This window comes from Demequina sp. TMPB413 (assembly GCF_020447105.2).
In the GTDB taxonomy this organism is placed as follows: domain Bacteria; phylum Actinomycetota; class Actinomycetes; order Actinomycetales; family Demequinaceae; genus Demequina.
Map to the genome: position 1 here is coordinate 1,316,912 of NZ_CP096184.1, position 21,256 is coordinate 1,338,167.

General features: G+C 66.8%; 18 protein-coding genes. 1 reads left to right on the forward strand and 17 read right to left on the reverse strand.

Annotated elements, in window-relative coordinates; translation table 11 throughout:
• Positions 1-245: 245 nt before the first annotated feature.
• Positions 246-4,517: an ATP-dependent RNA helicase HrpA gene (gene hrpA / locus LGT36_RS06395; RefSeq protein WP_226097584.1), complete on the forward strand. Its 4,272-nt coding sequence runs from the start codon at positions 246-248 to the stop codon at positions 4,515-4,517.
• Here hrpA and LGT36_RS06400 read toward each other — a convergent pair.
• The 17 genes from LGT36_RS06400 to LGT36_RS06480 form a co-directional block, all read right to left on the reverse strand.
• On the reverse strand, positions 4,504-5,001 hold the full coding sequence (locus tag LGT36_RS06400; protein WP_226097585.1) for a GNAT family N-acetyltransferase: 498 nt from the start codon (positions 4,999-5,001) through the stop codon (positions 4,504-4,506). The genes hrpA and LGT36_RS06400 overlap by 14 nt on opposite strands.
• 4 nt (positions 5,002-5,005) lie before the next feature.
• The gene (locus LGT36_RS06405; protein WP_226097586.1) at positions 5,006-5,923 is read right to left on the reverse strand and encodes an RluA family pseudouridine synthase; all 918 of its coding nucleotides are present in this window, start codon (positions 5,921-5,923) and stop codon (positions 5,006-5,008) included.
• Positions 5,920-6,519 (reverse strand): signal peptidase II, encoded by a 600-nt coding sequence (gene lspA, locus LGT36_RS06410; RefSeq protein ID WP_226097587.1) that lies wholly within the window; start codon positions 6,517-6,519, stop codon positions 5,920-5,922. Before lspA ends, LGT36_RS06405 begins: the two co-directional genes overlap by 4 nt.
• A complete protein-coding gene (locus LGT36_RS06415) occupies positions 6,516-6,968 on the reverse strand; it encodes a TraR/DksA C4-type zinc finger protein (RefSeq protein WP_226097588.1) in 453 nt (150 codons plus the stop codon). Before LGT36_RS06415 ends, lspA begins: the two co-directional genes overlap by 4 nt.
• Before the next feature lie 105 nt (positions 6,969-7,073).
• Positions 7,074-8,099: a DivIVA domain-containing protein gene (locus tag LGT36_RS06420; protein ID WP_226097589.1), complete on the reverse strand. Its 1,026-nt coding sequence runs from the start codon at positions 8,097-8,099 to the stop codon at positions 7,074-7,076.
• 101 nt (positions 8,100-8,200) lie between these two features.
• Positions 8,201-8,503, reverse strand: coding sequence for a YggT family protein (locus tag LGT36_RS06425; RefSeq protein ID WP_226097590.1), 303 nt, complete (start codon positions 8,501-8,503; stop codon positions 8,201-8,203).
• Between the two features lie 48 nt (positions 8,504-8,551).
• Complete coding sequence (locus tag LGT36_RS06430; RefSeq protein WP_226097591.1) at positions 8,552-9,028, reverse strand: cell division protein SepF; 477 nt, start codon at positions 9,026-9,028, stop codon at positions 8,552-8,554.
• 97 nt (positions 9,029-9,125) lie between these two features.
• Positions 9,126-9,860: a polyphenol oxidase family protein gene (locus LGT36_RS06435; RefSeq protein WP_226097592.1), complete on the reverse strand. Its 735-nt coding sequence runs from the start codon at positions 9,858-9,860 to the stop codon at positions 9,126-9,128.
• A gap of 2 nt (positions 9,861-9,862) precedes the next feature.
• Positions 9,863-11,047 carry a cell division protein FtsZ gene (ftsZ, locus tag LGT36_RS06440; protein WP_226097593.1) on the reverse strand — a complete coding sequence of 395 codons (1,185 nt, stop codon included), beginning with the start codon at positions 11,045-11,047 and terminating at the stop codon, positions 9,863-9,865.
• A gap of 124 nt (positions 11,048-11,171) precedes the next feature.
• A complete protein-coding gene (locus tag LGT36_RS06445; protein ID WP_226097594.1) occupies positions 11,172-11,984 on the reverse strand; it encodes a cell division protein FtsQ/DivIB in 813 nt (270 codons plus the stop codon).
• Positions 11,985-12,177: 193 nt separating this feature from the next.
• Positions 12,178-13,542, reverse strand: a complete 1,365-nt coding sequence (gene murC / locus LGT36_RS06450; RefSeq protein ID WP_226097595.1) for a UDP-N-acetylmuramate--L-alanine ligase — start codon at positions 13,540-13,542, stop codon at positions 12,178-12,180.
• A complete protein-coding gene (murG, locus tag LGT36_RS06455) occupies positions 13,539-14,657 on the reverse strand; it encodes an undecaprenyldiphospho-muramoylpentapeptide beta-N-acetylglucosaminyltransferase (RefSeq protein ID WP_226097596.1) in 1,119 nt (372 codons plus the stop codon). Before murG ends, murC begins: the two co-directional genes overlap by 4 nt.
• A complete protein-coding gene (locus LGT36_RS06460; protein ID WP_226097597.1) occupies positions 14,650-15,855 on the reverse strand; it encodes an FtsW/RodA/SpoVE family cell cycle protein in 1,206 nt (401 codons plus the stop codon). Before LGT36_RS06460 ends, murG begins: the two co-directional genes overlap by 8 nt.
• A 1-nt stretch (position 15,856) precedes the next feature.
• On the reverse strand, positions 15,857-17,263 hold the full coding sequence (gene murD, locus LGT36_RS06465; protein WP_226097598.1) for a UDP-N-acetylmuramoyl-L-alanine--D-glutamate ligase: 1,407 nt from the start codon (positions 17,261-17,263) through the stop codon (positions 15,857-15,859).
• On the reverse strand, positions 17,263-18,363 hold the full coding sequence (gene mraY / locus LGT36_RS06470; protein ID WP_226097599.1) for a phospho-N-acetylmuramoyl-pentapeptide-transferase: 1,101 nt from the start codon (positions 18,361-18,363) through the stop codon (positions 17,263-17,265). Before mraY ends, murD begins: the two co-directional genes overlap by 1 nt.
• Entirely contained in the window at positions 18,360-19,715 is a 1,356-nt protein-coding gene (gene murF, locus LGT36_RS06475; protein WP_226097600.1) for a UDP-N-acetylmuramoyl-tripeptide--D-alanyl-D-alanine ligase, read from the reverse strand. Before murF ends, mraY begins: the two co-directional genes overlap by 4 nt.
• Positions 19,712-21,256 (reverse strand): UDP-N-acetylmuramoyl-L-alanyl-D-glutamate--2,6-diaminopimelate ligase, encoded by a 1,545-nt coding sequence (locus LGT36_RS06480; RefSeq protein WP_226097601.1) that lies wholly within the window; start codon positions 21,254-21,256, stop codon positions 19,712-19,714. The genes murF and LGT36_RS06480 overlap by 4 nt, the downstream gene beginning before the upstream one ends.

Consider the following 21,256-nt stretch of genomic DNA (forward strand, 5'->3'; position numbering starts at 1 on the left):
CCTCGACGCGCGACGCTGGCCGGGTGCACGGGCGCGCCGCCGCGACGTGTTTCGGCGACGCCTGGTGTCGCCCTCTGTGTACCGTCCCTGACACCACGGGCGGCGGGTCAGTCGCTCCTCGGGCGTGTCGCCCGGCGTGTCGCGCTGGCCGGTGTCAGGGACGGTACAGGGCGCCCAGCCACCGGACCGCCCTGCGGCGGGCACGGTACGTCTCGCGCCGCCTCGACGGGCGCGACAATGGGTGCATGGCCTCCTCTCGACGCGCAGACAACCGCGCGCCCGCACGCGCTCAGGTGGGGGCCACCTCAGCAAAGTCGTCCGCTTCCAGGGCCAAGGCAGCCGCCGCGCGCGCCGCCGTCGAGGTCCCTCCGATCATCTATCCCGAGGAACTGCCGGTCAGCGCCAGGCGCGACGACATCGCCGCTGCCCTCCGGGATCACCAAGTGGTGATCGTCGCGGGCGAGACCGGCTCCGGCAAGACGACCCAGATCCCCAAGATCGCCCTCGACCTCGGCCGCGGCCGCGCCGGGCAGATCGGCCACACGCAGCCGCGCCGCATCGCCGCACGCTCCGTCGCGGATCGCATCGCCGAGGAACTGGGCACCACACTCGGCGATATCATCGGTTACCAGGTGCGATTCACCGACACGTCCTCCGAGCGCACGCTCGTCAAGGTCATGACCGACGGCATCCTGCTGGCCCAGATCCAGCGCGACCCCGACCTGCTGGCCTACGACACCCTCATCATCGACGAGGCCCACGAGCGCTCCCTCAACATCGACGTGCTGCTGGGCTACCTCACCAACCTGCTCCCCCGCCGCCCTGACCTCAAACTCATCATCACCTCGGCGACGATCGACTCCGAGCGCTTCGCGAGGCACTTCGCGCCTGGCGGCCCCATCCCGGACGACGCGGGGGTTGGGGACGACGCAGGGGCCCGCGGCGCAGACGCCGTCACCAGTGCGGACCTCGCCGACGCCCGCCCCACCGCCCCCGTCATCCAGGTCACGGGCCGCACGTACCCGGTAGAGATGCGCTACCGCCCGCTCGCAGGCGAGACGCGGGGCGAGGAACGCGACCTCATGACGGGCATCACCGACGCGTGCGACGAGCTCATGCGCGAGGGGCCAGGCGACATCCTCGTCTTCCTATCAGGGGAGCGCGAGATCCGCGATGCCGTGGAGGCCCTCGAGGGGCACCTGGGGCCGCGCGTGCGCGACGCCAAGCATCCGCAGGCCTTAGAACTGCTACCCCTCTACAGTCGCCTGAGCGCCGCGGAGCAGCACCGGGTCTTCGCCAGCCACAGCCGCCGCCGCATCGTGCTCGCCACCAACGTCGCAGAGACGTCGCTCACCGTCCCCGGCATTCACTACGTGGTAGACCCCGGCACGGCCCGCATCAGCCGCTACTCCAAGGCCACCAAGGTGCAGCGCCTACCCATCGAGCCCATCAGCAAGGCGAGCGCCAATCAGCGCGCAGGTCGCGCTGGCCGCCTCGCCGACGGGATCGCGATCCGCCTCTACAGCGAGGATGACTTCGCAGCGAGACCCGACTTCACCGAGCCCGAGATCCTGCGCACCTCGCTCGCGTCGGTGCTCCTCCAGATGATCTCGGTGGGCGTCGTCTCCACGCCCGACGAGGTGGCCGCCTTCCCCTTCGTCGAACCTCCCGACACCCGCGCCATCAAGGACGGCATCCAACTGCTGTCCGACCTGGGGGCCGTCACCACGAACCGCGGCGGCAAGGCGCGGCTTACCGACGTGGGCCGGAAACTCGCGCGCCTGCCCATCGACCCGCGCCAAGCGCGCATGATCGTCGAGGGCGAGCGCCACGGGGTGGCCTACGAGGCCGCGGTGATCGCCGCGGCGTTGTCGATTCAGGACCCGCGCGAGCGCCCCAGCGACAAGCGCGCCGAGGCGGACCTCCAGCATCGGCGCTTCTCCACCCCCACATCGGACCTGTTGGGCTACCTCAACCTGTGGGCGTACCTCAGAGACCGCCAGCACGAGCTATCCGGCAGCGCTTTCAGGCGCATGTGCCGGTCTGAGTTCCTCAACTACCTGCGCGTGCGCGAGTGGCAGGACCTGGTGCAGCAGCTCCGCCAGGCCGCCAAGCCACTGGGCATCCACGTGAAGGCCAGGGCGGCCAAGCCCATCGCTGCGGACGACGCCGAGGGGGCCAAGGGCACCACAGACACCGCCGGCACCGCCGCATTCCTGCACGCATGGGACGAGGACGCGATCCACCGCTCGGTGCTCGCTGGCCTCCTCACCCAGATCGGCATGCAAGACGAGGGCAAGGTCACCGCGTCCACCTTCTCGCATCTCAGAGGCGAGGCGAAGGCGATCGCCATGAAGCGCGCCCGCAAGCGCGCCACCAACGAGTACCTCGGCACGCGCGGCGCCCGCTTCGCGATCCAGCCAAGCTCCCCGCTGTCCAAGAAGCCGCCAGCCTTCGTCATGGCGGCAGAACTCGTCGAGACCAACAGGCTGTGGGCGCGAGACGTCGCCCGCATCGACCCCGCTTGGGCAGAGGAACTTGCTGGCGACCTGGCCAAACACACCTATTCAGAGCCGCACTGGTCCACCAAGCGGGGCGCGGCGATGGCCCACGAGAAGGTGCTGCTGTACGGCGTGCCCATCGTCGCCGAGCGCCGCATCCTGTGGGGAAAGGTCAACCCTCACGAGGCCCGCGAACTGTTCATCAGGCACGCTCTTGTGCAGGGCGAGTGGACCACGCACCACGAGTTCTGGCATGCCAACCAAAGCGCGCTCGCCGACGCCGCCGAGGTCGAGGCCCGCACGCGCACCTTCGGGCTCGTGGCAGGCGAAGATGAGCTCTTCGACTTCTACGACGAGCGCATCCCCGACCACGTCGTCTCCGCCGCGCACTTCGACAAGTGGTGGAAGGGTGCGCAGCGCACGATGCCGAACCTCCTCACCTACACGAGCGAACTGCTCATGCCGGACGCGGCGGACGTTGACCCCGCGCGGTTCCCCGACGCCTGGCCGCAAGGCGAACTCACTTTGCCGCTCACGTATCAGTTTGAGCCGGGCGCCGACGCTGATGGCGTCACCGTGCACATCCCCCTCGCAGTCCTCCCGCGGGTCACGCCGGACGGCTTCGACTGGCTCGTGCCTGGCATGCTTGCCGAGCTCACCACCGCGACCATCAGGGCATTGCCCAAGCCCGTGCGGCGCCTGCTGGTGCCCGCTCCAGATGTCGCCCGCGACGTCGTCACGTGGTTGGAGGCCCACACTCCCGCATGGGAGGACCTCGCTCGTGCCGGCGACATGGCCGAGTCCTATCGCGACGCCTTCACGAAGGCGACGCGAGCGCTCCGCGACGTCACGATCCCTGCCGACGCATGGCAGGAGGTCGACGAGCGCCTTCCTTCCCACCTCAAGATGACGTTCAGGATCGTGGAATACGCAGGGGGACGCGAACGCGTAGTCGACGAATCGGCTCACTTGCTCGCCCTCAAGCGCTCCCTCGCGCCGCAGACGGCCGACGCCGTACGCAAGGCCGTGGGCGCGTCGTCCGACACCAGGCAGGGGGCAAAGGTCGCCGCTGCAGCCAAGCCCACCCCAGCGTCGTTCGCTGGAGGGCCGGTGGCCGAGAAGGGTGACCTGCAGACATGGCCGGCCGGGCTTCCCGCGGGTGCGCTGCCAGACGTGATCGAGTCCGACGTGGGTGGCGGCGTCGTGGTGCGTGGCTACCCGGGCATTGTGGCTGAGAAGGGCGGCGCCGCGCTGCGGATCGCGCCCGATGCGCGCACGCGCGATGCCGCTCACCCAGACGGCATCAGACGGCTCCTGCTCAACGAGTGTGCGCTGCCTGCTAAACGAGTGACGTCGCGCTGGACGAGCGCGGAGTCCCTGGCTCTCGCGGCGTCTGGCTACCGGAACACCGACGCCTTGGTGGCCGATCTCCAGTGGGCAGCGGTCACGGCCCTGACCTCCCCCGGCACGGACGACGCCGCGGCCGGGGTGCGCTCGGCCGACGCCTACGCAGCAGTGCGGGAACGGGTGCGGATGGCGCTTGAGGACGAGATTCACCGCTTGGTGGCCCTGGTGGTGCCGATCGCGGAGGCGTCCCGCACGCTCGATGCCAAGATCCGCTCCACGACCTCGATGGCGCTGCTTTCTACCCTTGCGGAGGTGCGCGCGCTCGCTGCCGACCTCGCGGGCGATGGCTTCGTCTCGCGCACACCGCCGGACAGGCTGCGCCACCTCCCTCGCTACCTCAAGGCCGCAAGCCACCGCATCGACAAGGCGCAGTCCAACCCTGCTCGCGATAACGAGCTCGCGTGGAAAGTGCGCGAGATGGTGGAGGAACTCGACCGCGCGCGCGACGCCGCGACCGCCGCCGGCCTGGACGCAGCACGTGACGCTCGCATCGAGAAGGCGAGGTGGATGATCGAGGAGTTCAGGGTCTCCCTGTTCGCCCAACAACTGGGCACCGACGGGCCGGTGAGCGAAAAGCGCATCCGCGCAGCGCTCGCTACGGCCCCGTGACGACCTTGAAGGCGTCGTGGTGTGAAATGCCCTCGTCGAGGTAGGCCTCGCCAAAGACGGTGTAGCCAAGCTTCTCGTAGAACGGCATGGCCTGATCCTGCGCGCTGAGTTCGACCCTCACGCTTCCGTCTGCGCCGAACCGTTCGAGCGCCTTGGCTTCCAGCTGCTGCATGAGGGTGCTACCAGCGCCGGTGTTGCGCGCGACCTTGCGCACGGCGACCCTGCCGATGTGGGGCACCGAGGGATCCATGGCACCAAAGCCTGCCTCGCCGTGAAACACATCGCTGTGCGGGGCAAGGAGCCGTCCCGTGGCCAAGGGGATACCTTCGTCGTCAACAACCAGGCAGTGATGGGTCCTCGGGTCCGGGTCCAGGACGTCGCGCTCGGCCGTTGGGTCGACGCCTTGCTCGTCCACGAACACCTCAAAGCGAATGGCGAGGGCAACCTCGAGTTGTTCGGGAGTCGTCACCGCGACTACTTGCATGAACTCAACCTCTCAGTTGCGCGAGGGCCGCCGCAAGATCCATTGGATACTCGGACACTACCCGTATGGGCTCGCCCCTGGTGGGGTGTTCGAACGCGAGTTCCTTCGCGTGCAGCCACTGCCTCGTCAGGCCAAGTTTTTTGGCCTGCACTGGGTCTGCCCCGTACGTCAGGTCGCCCACGAGAGGGTGCCGCATGGCCGCCATGTGAACCCTGATCTGATGAGTGCGGCCCGTCTCGAGGTGCACCTCGACGAGAGACGCCGCCGGGAACATCTCCAGCACCTCGTAATGCGTGATGGAGTCCCGCCCGCCCTCGACCACCGCGAACTTGTAGTCGGAACTTGGATGCCTGCCAATGGGGGCGTCGATGGTCCCTTGAGTGGGTTCCAGGTGGCCCTGCGCGACGGCGTGGTACACCTTTTCAATGGTGCGTTCCTTGAAGGCCCGCTTGAGAGCCGAGTAGGCGGGGCCAGACTTCGCGACCACCATCAGGCCCGACGTGCCGACGTCCAGCCTGTGGACGATTCCTTGGCGCTCGGCCGCTCCTTCGGAGGCAAGGGTCACGCCGGCGTCGGCAAGCGCGCCGGTCACCGTCGGCCCCTCCCACCCGGGCGAGGGGTGGGCGGCTACGCCCACGGGCTTGTCGATGACGGCGATGTCCGAATCCTCGTAGACCACGGTCAGACCGCCGGGGATGGCTGGCTCTGGCATCGCGGCGCGTGGCTGCGGAAGATCGACGGCGAGAATGCCCTCGCGCACCGTGTCCGACCTGCCCACGGTTGAGCCCTCAAGGCTGACGCCGCCACCATCGAGAAGGTCGGCGGCCTTGGTTCTGCTCATGCCGAGCATTCGCGCGATCGCGACATCCGCGCGCTCGCCAACCAGTGCATCGGGCACGGGCAAATAGCGGGTGTCGCTCACGGCGCTGTGTCGTTCCTAGGCGCAATGTCGTTCCTAGACGCAGTGTCGCTACTGGGCGCGGCATCGGTGCTGCCCGTTGAGTCCTCGGTCGTGTCCGCCGCTGCCACGTGTCGCGACTCGCCTTGAGCCGGTTCGAGCAAGCGGTGACCGAAAAGGCTCGCCAGCATGAAGACGGCCGCGGCACCAACGATGGCGATGTCGGCAACATTGCCGACGAAGACGTCGTTGTAGTTGATCATGTCCACCACGTGGCCCCGACCAAAGCCTGGCTCACGGAACAGCCTGTCGATGAGGTTTCCGACGGCGCCCCCGAGCGCGACGCCAAAGAGGCCGACGGCGAGTGGACTCGCTGCGCGCCTTGCGTAGTAGACGATTCCCGCAGTGACCACGATGGCAACCACCGTCAGAATCCACGTGTAGCCCTCGCCAAGCGAGAACGCCGCACCGGAGTTGAACACCAACTGCAAGGACAGCACGTCTCCAAGCAACGGATGCTGACTACCGGGCTCCAGAGCCGACAACGCCCACTGCTTCGTAAAAACATCAATCGCGATCACCAGGATCGCGGCCAACCAGACGGCAGGCCGAACGCTCAACGGCGCTCCTCGCGCTGCTTACACGTCACGCAGTACTTGGCACGCGGGAAGGCCTGCAGACGCGCCTTGCCGATTCCTTGGCTACACGACAGGCACGAGCCGAAGGTGTGGTTCTGGATGCGCCTCAGGGCGTCAACAGACTCTTCGAGCATCTCGCGGGTGTTGTTGACGATCGACATTTCCTGCTCACGCTCGAGAGCGGTCGAGCCTGCATCTGCCTGGTCGTCGCCGGAACCTTCGGAGGTGTGGAGAAGGTCGTCGAGGTCGTGTTCGTTGGCCTTGAACTCCTCCGCGAGTCGCTCCACGTCTGCGTTCAGCGTGATCACGATGTCGCGCAGGTCGCCAACCTTCCACGGCTCGTCGCCCTCGCGCACGGCAAGCGCCTTGGCGTCGGCGGCCTTAAGGTCCGCGGGGTCCACCTTCACGATGGGAACTTCGGTGCTTGTCATGAGGTCCTCACTTGGGTAACGCAGTGAGAGTAGTCGCACTGCGGGGGGAAGGCAAAGCGCCGCGCCGGACCTTGCGGGCCGACGCGGCGCTGGAAGCGTGTTTTGCTAGAAGTTCCAGCGAGGGGCGTCGGGCTGGTTTTCACCAGACTCGTCGTCCTTGCCAGTGGCCGGAGGGAATTCGAAGTCCTGAACCGGAACGAACGGCGAGGGATCCTGAGCCGAGGGTTCGGGCGTTCCGAACGGGTTCGGCTCTCCCTGTGGCTCAGGCGATCCAAACGCGCTTGGCTCGCCTTGCGGCTGAGCCAGCTCGCCGAAAGGTGACGGCGCCTCCGGGAAAGGCGGGAGCGGTGCGGGAGAGACGTGAGGCACGCTGTCGACCACGCCAGTGAAGTCTTCGTTCACCGGCGCCTCTGGCTGGTTGGACGAAACTGACTCCCCTGCCTGCTCCGACCCGCCCTCGGCATCTGCCGTGGCGATCGACTCAGACTCGGAGCTCGGCTCGTCCTGCGCCGCCGCGCCGAAGCCGGCTCCCGCGAGGCCAGCGCCCACTGGGCCAGCGCTCGCCTTGGACGCATTGTGCTCGAGGTCGCCCAACAGGTTCTCGAGGTAATTGCGCAGGTGTCCGCGGTAATCGCGTTCGAAGCGACGCAAGTCATCGATGCGGCGCTCGAGGTCGGCGCGTTCGCCTTCGAGGTCTTCCATGCGCGAGCGTGCATCCTTCTCGGCTTGCTCGACGATCGACTCGGCCTTGACCTTGCCCTCGTCAATCAGGCGGTCACGGGCCTCTTCGCCTGCCTGGACGTACTCGTCGTGCAGCTTCTGGGCCATCGCCAGCATGGTGGTGGCCGAGGGCGGGTTCGGGTCGGTCGCGGCCTGCAAGAAGGTCTCGGAGCGCGACTGCTGTGCTGCGGCATCCGGCGCAGGAGCGGGCGCGGCTGCGGGAATGACCGCGCCGCCCGCCTGCGCCTGAGCCAGGCGCTGCTGGAGTTCGTCACGCTCGGCGGTCAAGGCAGCGATCGAGTTCGCTACCTCGTCAAGAAAGTCGTCAACCTCGTCCTGATCGAAGCCCTCGCGGTACTTGGTCTTCGAAAATGCCTTATTCAGGACGTCTTCGGCGGTGAGCAGAGCCATGCGCGTCCATCCTCACGTCTAGGGCGGCGCTCAGCGTCCGCCAGTTGGTCAATATTCACGTACTCCCCTTACGTATCGGAAAGCACTTGAGTTCCTTGTCGCTAACCTACGAGGTCTGCCCGCACCTGCATGAGGATCGAGCGCATCACAATCACGCCAAAGAAGACAATCAAGAATGCTACGTCCAGCCGGATCATGCCAATCGTGAGCGGCGGCAGCACGCGACGAAGCGGCTTGATCAATGGGTCCGTGACAACGTAGACGGATTCCACCGCCAGGGCGGAAACGCCCCGCGGTCGCCAGTCACGTGCAAAGACGAAGACCCACGACAAGGCAATCCTCGCAAGCAGCATCAGCATGAGCATGAGCAGCGCAAAGAGCGCAACGTCGATAGCGAAGATCACGTGTCAAGGGTAACGGAGCGCCAGGGCATCGCCTGGCATCGCCCGCTGCTAGTTGCTGAAGAAGCCTGTGTCTCGGGCCGGCGGCTCGGTGTCGACGGCAATCTCGACGTGAGCGGGTGAAAGCAAGAAGACCGCGGTGGTCACGCGCTCAATGTTGCCGTGCAAGCCGAACGACAAGCCTGCGGAGAAGTCCACAAGTCGCTTCGCCTCAGCATCTGTCATCTCCGTCAAGTTCATGATGACGGGGACGCCTTGACGGAACGCCTCGCCGATCAGTCGCGCGTCGCTGTACGAGCGCGGCTTGATGGTCTGAATGCGGCGTAGGTCGGCGTGGTCGACGGCCTGCGGGCGCTGCTGGCGCACGGTCGACGTCCGCGGACGCGCGTCGTGCTGCTCACGCACGTGGGAGACGTCGTGCAGGTTGGTCACGGGCGCGAGTTCTTCGTCGGCGTACTCGTAGTCGTAGTCGTCACGATCCGCGACTTCGAAACCGAAGTACTGCATCGCCTTGCGCATAGCGCTCATGGTTTCGCTCCGCTCTTGCTTGCTGATTCCTGCTTTGTCAACGGTAAGTTGTTTAGGTGTCGCTGCTCCGCATCGACACGCCGGACGTATGCGGCCCTCACTCCGCCGCCCCCTCGCACGTGACCACTCCCGACTGTCGCCCCGTGACGTGTTCGCGTCGATAGGAGAACAGTCGCCGCTCCTCGAAAGTGCAATAGCGGTGACGCACCACCCGATCGAAGCCGAGTTCGGCAAGGCGCCCAGCGACGGCTCTCGGCAAGTCAAGCGCCGGAGTGTTCCATCCTGTCGTGGAGAAGGCGAGAGGGTGCCGCTGTGCCACCTCGGCGCGCACCTCGCTCGACACTTCGTAGCACTTGCCGCAAATCGCCGGGCCGAGACTGAAAGTCACCGCTTGCGGCCTCGCCCATCCGCGACGGAGGTCAACGATCGCCGCTACCGCCGCGTCGACCGCGCCCTTGCGCAGGCCCTCTCGGCCGATGTGCGCGACGAGCACCGCGCCGGAGGCTGCGTCGTGAGCAAGCAGCGGCACGCAATCAGCGGCGAGCGTCGCGAGCGACAGCCCCTTGACCGTCGTGAGCAAGACATCGGCGACCGGCGGCTCGTGAAGACCGTCAAGGTACGACTCGTCGAGCCGTGCCACCTTGGCGCCGTGCTCCGGCCTGAGAAAGACCACCGGCCCGCCGGCGAGTTCCTCGACGACGCCGCGGTTGAGGTCAACGACTGAGTCGCTATCGCCCACGTGTTCGGCGAGGTTCAACGTGTCGTAGGGCGCCTCGCCGACGCCGCCATGACGATCGGTAAAGAACGCCCTGACCGGAAGCCGGGCATCCATCGCTACTTGAGGAACTCAGGAACATCCAGCGCGTCGTCGTCTGACCAGGATGGGTGAACGTGAATCGCGTCGGTGCGAGGCTCTGGCTCACGCCTCCTGACCGGCTCGTGCTCTGACAGCGACGTGGGAACTGCGTCCACTTCGACGGGGGCATCGACCGGTTCCAGCTCTTCCGCCGATGGCGTCGGTGCGGCGCCTTCCACGGTACCGAGGGCTCCTTGGTGGCGTCGTACAGGCGGAGCCCCTCCGTCGAAGCCTGCGGCGATGACCGTGATGCGCAGCTCGTCGCCGAGAGCGTCGTCGATCACCGTTCCGAAGATGATGTTGGCCTCAGGGTGGGCCGCTTCGCGCACCAGCTTGGCAGCAGTCTCGACCTCCTTGATGCCCAGGTTCGACCCGCCAGCGATGCTCAGCAGCACGCCGTGGGCGCCCTCGATCGAGGCCTCAAGCAACGGGCTCGCGATGGCACCCTCCGCGGCAGCGAGCGAGCGGTTCTCTCCGCGAGCGCTCGACACGCCCATCAGTGCGGTCCCTGCGCCCTTCATCACGGACTTCACGTCGTTAAAGTCCACGTTGATCAGGCCGGGGGTGGTGATGAGGTCGGTGATGCCTTGCACGCCGCCTTGCAGCACCTGGTCGGCCGCCGCAAAAGCGCCGAGCACCGAGAGGTTCTCGTCCTGGATGTCCAAGAGCCTGTCGTTGGGGATCACGATCAGCGTGTCCACCTCATCACGCAGACGCTCGATGCCTGCCTCTGCCTGGTCGTAGCGCCGCCTGCCCTCGAAACTGAACGGGCGCGTCACCACGCCAACCGTGAGCGCCCCAAGCGCCCTCGCAATCCTGGCAACGACGGGCGCGCCACCGGTGCCGGTACCGCCACCTTCTCCTGCCGTCACGAACACCATGTCGGCATCGCGCAGGGCCTCTGCGATCTCTTCCTCGTGGTCTTCTGCCGCCTTACGGCCGACCTCGGGGTCCGCTCCTGCTCCGAGCCCGCGCGTCATTTCGCGGCCGATGTCGAGCTTCACGTCCGCGTCGGACATCAGCAGTGCCTGGGCGTCAGTATTGATGGCGATGAACTCGGCGCCCTTGAGGCCAACCTCGATCATGCGGTTGACGGCGTTCACTCCGCCGCCGCCGACGCCGACGACCTTAATCGCCGTGATGTAGTTCTGCGGTGCGGCCATGGCCTTCCCTTCAACATTAAGGTTCAACTTGAGGGTTATGGTTATGTCAAGTCGATCTGCAATGACGGTACGTTGACGGCGCCCTTGTTCGCCGAATTGGCGCGCGTGTCGCGCCAGAAAGCAACTAGCCGTCTTGGCGAGTGATCGGCAGAGTGGGGGCGGAGACGTCGATCACGCCCGCGGCAGATGCGGCCCCTGACGTCAGCATGAGCTCGAGCACTTGAGCCTTCAAAGCGGAGTCCTGAGCGCTCCCCCACTCCACTCGAGGACCATCCCTTAGCGTGAAGGCCACGGTGTCTTCGGTTTGGGCCCCGAGCGACTCCACCCTGTCAAGCACCGGTTGAGGCAAGTTGCGCAGCACTTCGAGCACCGCATCCAGGATGCGATCGTTGTCGGCGCCCACGGGGATGTCAAGCAACGGCAAGCCTGCTGGCACCGCGTCGACCTCGCCGACTTTCACCGCATCGGCGTCGAGCAACACAAACAGCTCGCCACTTGCGATGGCTGCCACCGGATGGCGAGGCGTGATCGTCACGCGCAATCCGGACGGCCAGACCCGCTCGACGGACGCGTCGCGCACTCCCACCAGGTCGCGCAACTGGTCCGCGACGTGCGGCACGTTGAGCAGCGCCAGTGACGAGCCGTCGTACTTAGCGAGCACCGCGTCGATTCCTGCGCCATCGACCTCTGGCGTCACGCCGAGCACCTCGACCTTGGCGGGGTCGAGCGAAAACAGCGGTGAACTGAGGAAGAGCCACAAGACGAGTGCCACCGCGCCAGCCGCGAGCGCGTACTTGCCCCATTTCACCGTCGCCCGGCGGCGTTCGGTGCGACGTCGCTCGGCGAGCCGCTCGCGCATGCGGTGCGTCACGGTGTCGACCTTTTCGCGCTGCTTGACCGGTTGCCACGCCGGCGGTTGCGCTGCGCGTGTCTTCACCTGAGTCGAGGCTGGCTGCTTCCGGCCCTCGGTGACCTTGGCGTCAGTGCGTGACGAGGCTTGACCGCGCTTCGCAGGCGTCCGTTGCGGACTGCGCGTCTGTTGCCGCCCTGGCACCCGCGGCGCGGGCTGCTGCCGCTGTTCGTCCGCCCCTTCGCGCCGTCTCGGTGGCGCGGCACTGGGTGGCCTGCGCTCAGCCATCGGACCTGCGCCATTCGTCGAGGATCCAACCTGCTGCTTGCGTGACGGTTCCCGAGCCGACGGTCATGACGGTGTCGCCAGGGCGAGCGACGGCGGCGGCGCGCGCGGCAGCGTCTTCCAGGCTGGCGGCGAGTTCAACCGTGGAGTGCTCACCAACAACGATCGTGTCCGCGATCAGTTGCGACGTCACCCCCTCGATCGGATCCTCTCGGTCCCCGTGGACTGGCGCGAGAATGATCACGGCATTGTCGATCGACAATGCACGCCCAAACTCCTCGCCCAATGCCTGTGTGCGGCTAAAGAGCGCAGGCTGGAACAGCACGACGAGGCGACCTGCCCCGTCGGCCCGTGCAGCGGCCAACACGGCGGCCACCTCGGTCGGGTGGTGCGCGTAGTCGTCAATGACCCGCATCCCTCGCGACTCACCACGGAGCTCGAAGCGCCTGCCAGTGCCAGCGAACGACGCGACAGCCTCGGCAGCCACCACCGGCTCCACTCCAGCCTCCACCACCGCGCACCACGCCGCCGCGGCGTTGAGGCGTTGATGGACTCCTGGAATAGGAACCGACAGCGGGACGGTGCGCTCAGCCCACGTCACGTCGCGCGGCCCCACGACAACGTCGGCAGCGCCCGCGCCGGCAGGGCGCGGCGACACCCCGTACCGAACGACGCGCACGCCAGCCGCAGCCGCGGCATCGGCCACGCGTGCGGCGCCGGGATCATCGACGCATGCAACGAGCACACGAGCGGCAGCGGCGAACTTCACGAAGGCCGATTCCACCGCCTCAAAGGAGCCATAAAAGTCGAGGTGGTCCGGCTCCACATTGAGCAGGATCGCGATCTCCGTGGCGTACTTCAGAAAGGAACCGTCGGACTCGTCGGCCTCCACTACTGCGAGGTCGGCGGTCCCGCCGTACCCCCCAGCGACCGCACCCTCGACCCCAAAGACGCGCGCGCCGACGGCGTAGCTGGCGTCGACTCCACATGCGTGCAGGATGTGCGCAGTCAGCGCGGAGGTGGTGGTCTTGCCGTGAGAGCCCGCCACGGCGATCAGCCGCCGGCCCTCAAGTGCCCACGCGAGGGCCTCCGACCGGTGCCACACGTCGATCCCCAGTTCACGCGCCCTGGCGAGTTCCTCGTTGGTCTCGCGGACCGCCGTCGAGATCACCACCACGTCGGCGCCAGCGACGGCATTCGCGTCGTGCCCCACTCTGACATCAGCTCCCGCTGCCTCGAGAGCAGCGAAGTACGCGCTGCGACCCTTGTCGCTTCCCGTGACGTCGACTCCCTTGGCGGCAACGAGGCGCGCCACGGCCGACATCCCGGAACCGCCGACGCCAATGAAGTGGAACCTCATGCGCCAGCCACCCGCTCAATGATCTTGGCGAGTCGATCGGCGCCATCGACGATCCCAATCGAGGCGGCCGCTTTGCGGGCCGCGTCTCGTGACCGCGGGTCGAGCACGAGCGGTTCTGCGAGAATCTCGAGCGCTGCGGCCGTCAATTCACTATCCCTGACGATGTTCGCGGCGCCCGCATCGACTGCCCCCTTGGCGTTGAGTGCCTGCTCGCCATTGCCGTGCGGCAGCGGCACGTACACGGCCGGAAGGCCCAAGGCCGAGACCTCGCACACCATTCCAGCCCCCGCCCGGCACACCACCGCGTCGGCCGCTGCAAAGGCGGTCTCCATGTTGGTGACGTACTCCCTCACCACGTACATTCCCCGATGGCGGGCAGGCAAGTCGCCGTGTGCCCGCTCTGCACCATCCGACTTTCCCTTGCCGGTCAAGTGCAGGACGTGAATGCCGTGCTGAACGAGCCTTTCCACGACTTCAGCGGTGACGGCATTGAGACTTGCGGCACCCGTGGAGCCACCGGTGATGAGCAGCGTCGGGGCGTCAGGTGCCCACCCCCACTCGGCACGTGCCTCACCCCGCAGGCGTTCGGCAACGGCGGGATTGCGCAACTGTTGTGCCAGCGCCGTGATCGAGGGCCGCAAGGGCAATCCCGTCACCACTGCCCCTTTGAGAGGCGTGCCGTCGAAAGTGACAGCCACTGCAGCCGCCGAACGCGCTCCGAGCCGGTTGGCTAGGCCGGGTCGTGCGTTGCCTTCGTGGACGACGACGGGCACGCGTCTCTTGCGTGCGGCGAGATACGCAGGAGTCGACACGTAGCCGCCAAAGCCCACCACGGCATCGGCCTCGATGGCATCGATGGCGCGGCCAGCCGCCTGCACCGCCGTGCGAAGCCGCAGCGGCAAGCGGACCAGGTCGAGCGAGGGACGGCGTGGCAGAGGCACGCGCGGCACCACATGCAGATCGATGCCAGCGTCGGGGACGAGTTGAGCCTCGAGACCTCGCTCCGTGCCAAGCGCCGCGACGTCGTGGCCCCTGGCCAGGAGCGCGTCAGCGGTGGCGAGCAAGGGGTTCACGTGCCCGGCGGTACCGCCGCCGGCGAGCAAGACTCTAGCCACGGCGGCCTCCCGAGAGTACGGCCATCGACCGGCGCATGACGGACGGTCGCGCCCTAAAGGCCTCTGGGGCGCCGGGCTCGCTGCGCGCGAAGGCCATCAGCACGCCAAGTCCTGTCAGGGACATCACGAGAGACGATCCGCCGGAGGACACGAGCGGAAGAGGCACGCCCGTCACGGGAAGCAACTCGAGCACGACCGCGATATTGATGAAGGCCTGGCCCACGACCCACGCACCGATGGCCGCGGCGGAAATTTGCGCAAAGGGGTCGCGGTGGCGGCGGACGATGCGGCTGACCGCGATGACGATCATCGCCAGCGCCACCAAGACGAGAAGCGTTCCGATCAGGCCGAACTCCTCGCCAAGGATGGCGAAGATGAAGTCGTTGTCGGCAGCCGGCAGGTATCCCCACTTCTCCCTGCTCATCCCCGGCCCGAGGCCCCACAAGCCGCCGGAAGCGAGCGCCCACGTGCCGTGGGTGGTCTGCAGGCAGTTGTCCTGGACATCGCACGTCGATGGGTCAAGCCACACATTGATACGGGCCGAACGCGTGGTGCCATCAGCGATGAGGGCCAGTCCCCCCGCCACGAGCGCCGCGGCCCCCAGGGCGAAGAACCTCACCGGCAGGCCCGCGACCCAATACGCGGCCGAAATCACGAGACACACCACCACAGCGGTGCCCAAGTCTCGGCCAGCGAGGATCAGCACGAGCACGATCCCCGAGGCGATCCCGCCGGGGACGAGGATCCTTCTCAAGGTCGTCAATTCATGACGGAACGTCGCCAAGACCATGCCGAGGTACAAGGCGAGGCCCAGTTTGGCGATCTCCGAGGGCTGCAGAGTGACGGAGCCAACGCGCACCCAGTTGCGGTTTCCTCCCGTCGACTCGCCAGCCAGAATCACGACGAGCAGCAGCACCACGGCGCCTGTCAGGATGATCGGGGTCATGCGCTTCCACCACGTGACGCTTTGTCTTGAGCCAATGGCGAGCGCGGCGAGGCCGACGGCAAGGGCCGCGACTTGGATGAGGAACAACGTCCAGGGGTTGCCACCCTCTTGCCTAATCGAGAACACCGAGGACGACGACAACACGACGGCCAGGCCGACGAGCAAGAGGATCGCGGTGGCCGCGGCCAAGAGGTAGTAGGTCGTCGCAGGAGAGTTCCAGGTATTGGTCGGACGAACGCGCTCAGTCGTCACGTCATCCTCCCTGCAAGGCCCTCACTTCCTCAGTGAAGGCTTCTCCTCTGTCCGCGTAGCTGCGGAATTGATCCATGGATGCGCATGCTGGCGACAAGAGCACGGTGTCGCCTTGCTGCGCAAAGCCGCGTGCCGCGGCGACGGCGTCACGCATCACAGTGTCACCCGGGCCGATGCGCTTCACAGGGATATCGGCGGCGTGTTCGGCCAGGGCGGTGGCAAGCGGTTCCGGATCGACACCGATGAGCACCACTGCCCTCAACCGGTCACGCACCTGACCGACCAAGGCGTCGAAGTCCTGGCCCTTGGCCAGGCCCCCAGCGATCCACACCACCGAGGAAAGCTTCTTCCCTCCGAAGGCTGCAAGCGCTGCATGCGCGTTGGTCGCCTTCGAGTCATCGACGTAGGCGACCGTGTCGATCGTCGCGACAAACGCCGTGCGATGGCTGTCCAGGGCGAAGCCCCGCAGCCCGTCCCTGATCGCCTCGCGTGGAACGTCCACGGCGCGTGCCAGGGCGGCGGCGCTCAGCGCGTTCGTCACCACGTACGTCGGCACGTCTCCCGCAACGAGGTGGGCGAGGTCGTCCACGTGTCCCAACTCGAGGGCTTCTGTGCGCCGCTGCGGCGTGAACGCCCTGTCGACCAAGTAGCCGTCGACGACGCCAAGCTGCGATACCGCAGGCGAGCCAGCGGTGACGCCGATCGCGCGACAGCCTTCCACCACGTCGGCGTCCTCGACCATGGCCTCCACCATGCGATCGTGAGCTGGGTAGACGGCAGCAACTCTGACGCCGCGGTAGACCCTCGCCTTGTCGGCGCGATACGCCTCGACAGAGCCGTGCCAGTCGAGGTGGTCGGTGTCGGCATTGAGGCACACGGCGGCCGCTGGCGACACCGTGTGAGTGAAGTGCAACTGAAGGCTTGCGATCTCGACAGCGAGCAACGCGTGCCCCTCCCGTGCGGCGTCGATCACCGAGACGCCCATGTTGCCGCAGGCCTTCACGTCAACGCCCGCCGCCGCGGCCATGGCCGCGACCATCTGCGTCGTCGTCGTCTTGCCGTTGGTGCCCGTCACGAGTACCCACGGAGCATCATTGGAGCGCACCCGCCACGCGAACTCCATCTCCGACCACACCTCGAGGCCAGCGGCGAGACATGCGCTGATCGCATCCGAACTCGGCGAGAAGGCTGCGGAAGCGACCACCACGTCAAAGGCTCCCAGGTCGAGGCCCTCAACACTCTCGTGGTCGGCGGCGCCGTTCGCGTCGACGCTTACGCACACCGCGCCCAAATCCTTCAACGCCGCAGTTGCGGAGCGGCCCGCCACTCCCATGCCCAGCACAAGCACGGTGGCGCCTGCCAGGTGAGCGCCGCCGTCAGGCGCCTGCGGTACGTCGGGGGCTGCCATCAGCCGCCTGGTCCAAGGTTCGCGACCCATTCGGCATAGAAGACGCCCATGCCCGCACCGGTGAATAGACCGGCGATGATCCAGAACCTCGTCACAATCGTCACCTCACCCCACCCGAGCAACTCGAAGTGGTGATGGAGAGGAGCCATCTTGAAGATGCGCTTGCCACCAGAAAGCTTGAAGAATCCGATTTGCAGCACAGAGCTGAGCACGATGATGACGAACAGTCCGCCGATGATCCCGCCGAGCACCTCGGTGCGCGTCACGATGGTCATGCCGGCGATCGCGCCGCCAAGCGCCAACGAACCCGTGTCGCCCATGAAGATCTTCGCTGGCGAAGCGTTCCACCACAGGAAGCCCAGACAAGCACCAGCCAACGCCGCGGCCAGGATGGCAATGTCGCGGGGGTCTCGCACGGCGTAGCAGGTCGCGGCATCGGCATTGTTGACCCCGCACAGCTGATTGAACTGCCAGATTCCCACGAGCACGTAGGCGCCAAAGAAGATGAGGGCGGCACCGGTAGCGAGTCCATCGAGACCATCGGTCAAGTTGACTGCGTTTGACCACGCCGTGATGAGGAAGTTCGACCACACCACAAATCCGATGATGCCGATCGCAGGGCCAAAGACGGCGAAGTCGAGCGCGGTGTCGCGCAAGAACGAGATCGCTGTCGACGCCGGGTACACGCCCTGGTCGTCGGGGAACTGGAGTACGAGCACGGAGAAGATGATGCCGATGAGTGCCTGCAGCAGGATCTTCCAGCGGGCGTTCAGCCCGAGCGAGCGTTCCCTTGAGATTTTGATGCCGTCATCGAGGAAGCCGACGAGGCCGAGACCCACCATCAGGAACACGACCAGCACCGACGACACGCTCGGCGTGTGTGACGTGATCAGATTGCCGCCCAGCCAGCCGACGAGCGTCGCAGCAATGATGACGACGCCGCCCATGGTGGGAGTGCCACGCTTGGTGTGGTGGGAGGCGGGACCGTCGTGCCTGATGAACTGGCCGAACTGCTTGCGAGTGAGGTATCGAATCACCCATGGCGTTCCCAAGAGAGAGATCACCAAGGCGATCGCCGCCGCAAGGACTACGGCCCTCATGAAGTCTCCCTGGTCAGTTCTTCAGCAAGACGCCACAGCCCGGTTCCGTGTGAGCCCTTCACGAGCACAGTGTCACCGGCCGTCACGCGATCCCTCACGAGTGCAAGGGCCTCGTCAATGGTAGCGACGAACGCGGCCTCGTCCCCCCACGAGCCCTCGCGGACGGCTGAGACGTACGCCGGGCGGGCACCAGCGCCGACGACCACCAGGTGCGAGATGCCGAGCCGCACCGCATCGATCCCGAGGTCGTCGTGGGCCTGGATGGACGCGTCGCCCATCTCAAGCATTTCGCCGATGATCGCCCATGTCCTTCCGCCCTCGGCAACGGCGCGCAAGGCCCTGAAGGCGGCTCGCATCGACTCGGGCGAGGCGTTGTAGGCGTCGTCCAGGATCCGCACACCGTCGGACCGCTCGGTGAGCGCCATGCGGTGTGGGCTGGCGGGCTTGGCGGCGCTCACGGCCGTGGCCGCTTCGGAGGTGCTGAGTCCGCACTCCCGCGCGACGGCGATGGCCGCGAGCGCATTGATGGCGTGGTGGTCGCCGAGGATGCGCAGGCGAACCGGATGCCCTTCGACTGTGAAGGTTGCGCGCCCAGCCTCCACCCCCCTGTGCTCGCCGACGACGTCGGCTGATCCGAAGCCAAACGTGACGGTCCTCGGCGCCTTCCCGGTCATCTCAGCAACGTAGGGATCGTCTGCGTTGATGATTCCGACGCCGCCGGGGACGACGCCATCAAGGATCGTCGCCTTCTCTGCGGCGAGCCCTGCCCTCGAGCCATAGCCCGCGGAATGCGCGCTACCCACCATGAGCACGACCGCCATGTCGAGCGGCGCGATGCGAGTCAGGTAGGCGATGTCGCCGGGGGCTGATGCACCCATCTCCAGAACGAGGTAGCGCGTGTCGGGGCCAGCGCTCAATACCGTGAGCGGCAGCCCTATCTCGTTGTTGAAACTGCCTACCGGCGCGACGACCTGGGGCAACGTTTGCGCAAGTAGGTCCTTCGTGGTTGTCTTGCCGTTCGATCCGGTAATGCCCACCACGGTGATGTCGCCCTCCGTGCGCAGCAGCGCGAGATAGGCGGCAGCGAGCGCCCCGATCGCGGCGGTGACATCGGGAACCAGGATGTGTGGCGCGTCGACGGGCTGCGACACCAGACATACGGTCGCGCCAGCCTCGAGCGCTTGGTGCGCGAAGTCGTGGCCGTCGACGTGCTCTCCCACGAAGGCGACGTAGAGAGAGCCTGGACGCACCTCTCGCGAGTCCTTCACCACGGAGGAGACGACGGCCTCGACGTCTGCCGCGAGCTCTCCGCCCACAGCGTTGGCCACCCACTGGGCGGTGACAGGCCTCACGACGCGGCCCCTCGCGACGCCAATTCCTCCAAGACGACAGCCCTATCCGTATACGGGTAATGCACGCCGTCGATCTCTTGCGTTGTCTCGTGGCCCTTGCCTGTGGTGATGATGGTGTCGGCTGGTCCCGCCATGCGCATCGCGGTCAGGACAGCCTCCGAGCGCGGCGCGACCTCGAGCACGTTTTCCAAACGCGGGCGTACCTCGACCACGCCCTCCATCAGGCGCGAACGGATGAACTCTGGCGGCTCAGTCTTGGGGTTCTCGTCGGTCACGATGACGACGTCGGAGTGGGTGGCGGCCGCGCGCCCAAGCCCCGGGCGCTTGGAGTCGTCGCGCAGTCCGTCGCAGCCGAACACGACGAAAAGCCTCCCTGGGGTGACCCCCCGCATGGCGTCGAGCACAGCAGCAACGCCGTCGGGTGTGTGTGCGTAGTCGACGACGATCAAGGGCGTGGTAGCGGTGCGCTGAGTGACCACCTCGGTGCGCCCGGGCACCTGACGCGCGTGGGCGACTCCCTCGATGGCCGCCTCAACCGGCACGCCGATCACGTGGGAAGCCACGATGGCGGCGGCGGCATTGGACACATTGATGTGGCCTGGAAGCGCCACCGTCGCGACGTGGGAGGCACCGTTAGGCCCCCGCAAGTCGAACTCCATGCCGCCAGAGGCAGCGAGCCGCTCCCCCGTGACCACCCAGTCGGCGTCTGGTGAGCCGGGCCTCGTCGCCACAGTGGTCACGGGCACGCTCGCCTCGGCGGCCAGCCTGCGGCCCCACTCATCATCAACCAGCACTACTGCACGCTCGCTGAGTTCAGGCGTGAACAGGCGCCGCTTTACCGCGAAGTACTCCTCCATGGTGTGGTGGTAGTCCATGTGTTCATAGCTGAGATTGGTGAACACGGCGACGGCAAACCGCGTGCCGGTGACGCGCTCAAGGTCGATCGCCTGAGAACTCGCCTCGGTCACCACGGCGCCGACGCCCTTCTCGAGTGCGCGAGCGAGCAACGCCTGGAGCGCAGGAGCCTCGACGGTCGTACGCTCCGACAGGCGGTGCTCGTCGGCAATGCGCGCCTCGATGGTTCCGAGCAGGGCCGTGTGCTCGTAGGCACGCGCCAGCGCACCCTCGATGAGGAACGAGGTGGTGGTCTTGCCGTTCGTGCCGGTGATTCCGATCACCGGCAATCGGCGTGAGGGGTCGGAGTAGATCGCGCAGGAGGCGAGTGCCATCGCTCGCCGGGGCGCATCGGCAACAACGATCGGAATCGACACTCCCGCCGCCCTGGCGACGGCCACGCCTTCCTCGTCGGTGAGAATGGCGGAGGCGCCAGCCTCCTGAGCGTCGGCCGCGAAGCGTGCGCCATGAGTGGCGAAGCCAGGGAAAGCGCCGAACAGGTCGCCTTCGCGCACCTCGCGCGAGTCGACCGTCGCGCCCGTCAACGCCACTGCGGCCGGACCATCTACGCGAACGGCTCGAGCCCTGTCGGCAACGACGTCGAGGCTCACCGGAGGCACGTGCGTTGGCCGCAATGCCATAGTCAT

Coding starts and splice junctions, on each gene's coding strand:
- murD (WP_226097598.1), bottom strand. CDS start 17,263: ATGGCAGCCCCCGACGTACCGCAGGCGCCTGACGGCGGCGCTCACCTG.
- mraY (WP_226097599.1), bottom strand. CDS start 18,363: ATGAGGGCCGTAGTCCTTGCGGCGGCGATCGCCTTGGTGATCTCTCTC.
- LGT36_RS06430 (WP_226097591.1), bottom strand. CDS start 9,028: ATGAGCGCTATGCGCAAGGCGATGCAGTACTTCGGTTTCGAAGTCGCG.
- LGT36_RS06420 (WP_226097589.1), bottom strand. CDS start 8,099: ATGGCTCTGCTCACCGCCGAAGACGTCCTGAATAAGGCATTTTCGAAG.
- murC (WP_226097595.1), bottom strand. CDS start 13,542: ATGAGGTTCCACTTCATTGGCGTCGGCGGTTCCGGGATGTCGGCCGTG.
- ftsZ (WP_226097593.1), bottom strand. CDS start 11,047: ATGGCCGCACCGCAGAACTACATCACGGCGATTAAGGTCGTCGGCGTC.
- hrpA (WP_226097584.1), top strand. CDS start 246: ATGGCCTCCTCTCGACGCGCAGACAACCGCGCGCCCGCACGCGCTCAG.
- LGT36_RS06415 (WP_226097588.1), bottom strand. CDS start 6,968: ATGACAAGCACCGAAGTTCCCATCGTGAAGGTGGACCCCGCGGACCTT.
- LGT36_RS06435 (WP_226097592.1), bottom strand. CDS start 9,860: ATGGATGCCCGGCTTCCGGTCAGGGCGTTCTTTACCGATCGTCATGGC.
- LGT36_RS06480 (WP_226097601.1), bottom strand. CDS start 21,256: ATGACTATGGCATTGCGGCCAACGCACGTGCCTCCGGTGAGCCTCGAC.
- LGT36_RS06400 (WP_226097585.1), bottom strand. CDS start 5,001: ATGCAAGTAGTCGCGGTGACGACTCCCGAACAACTCGAGGTTGCCCTC.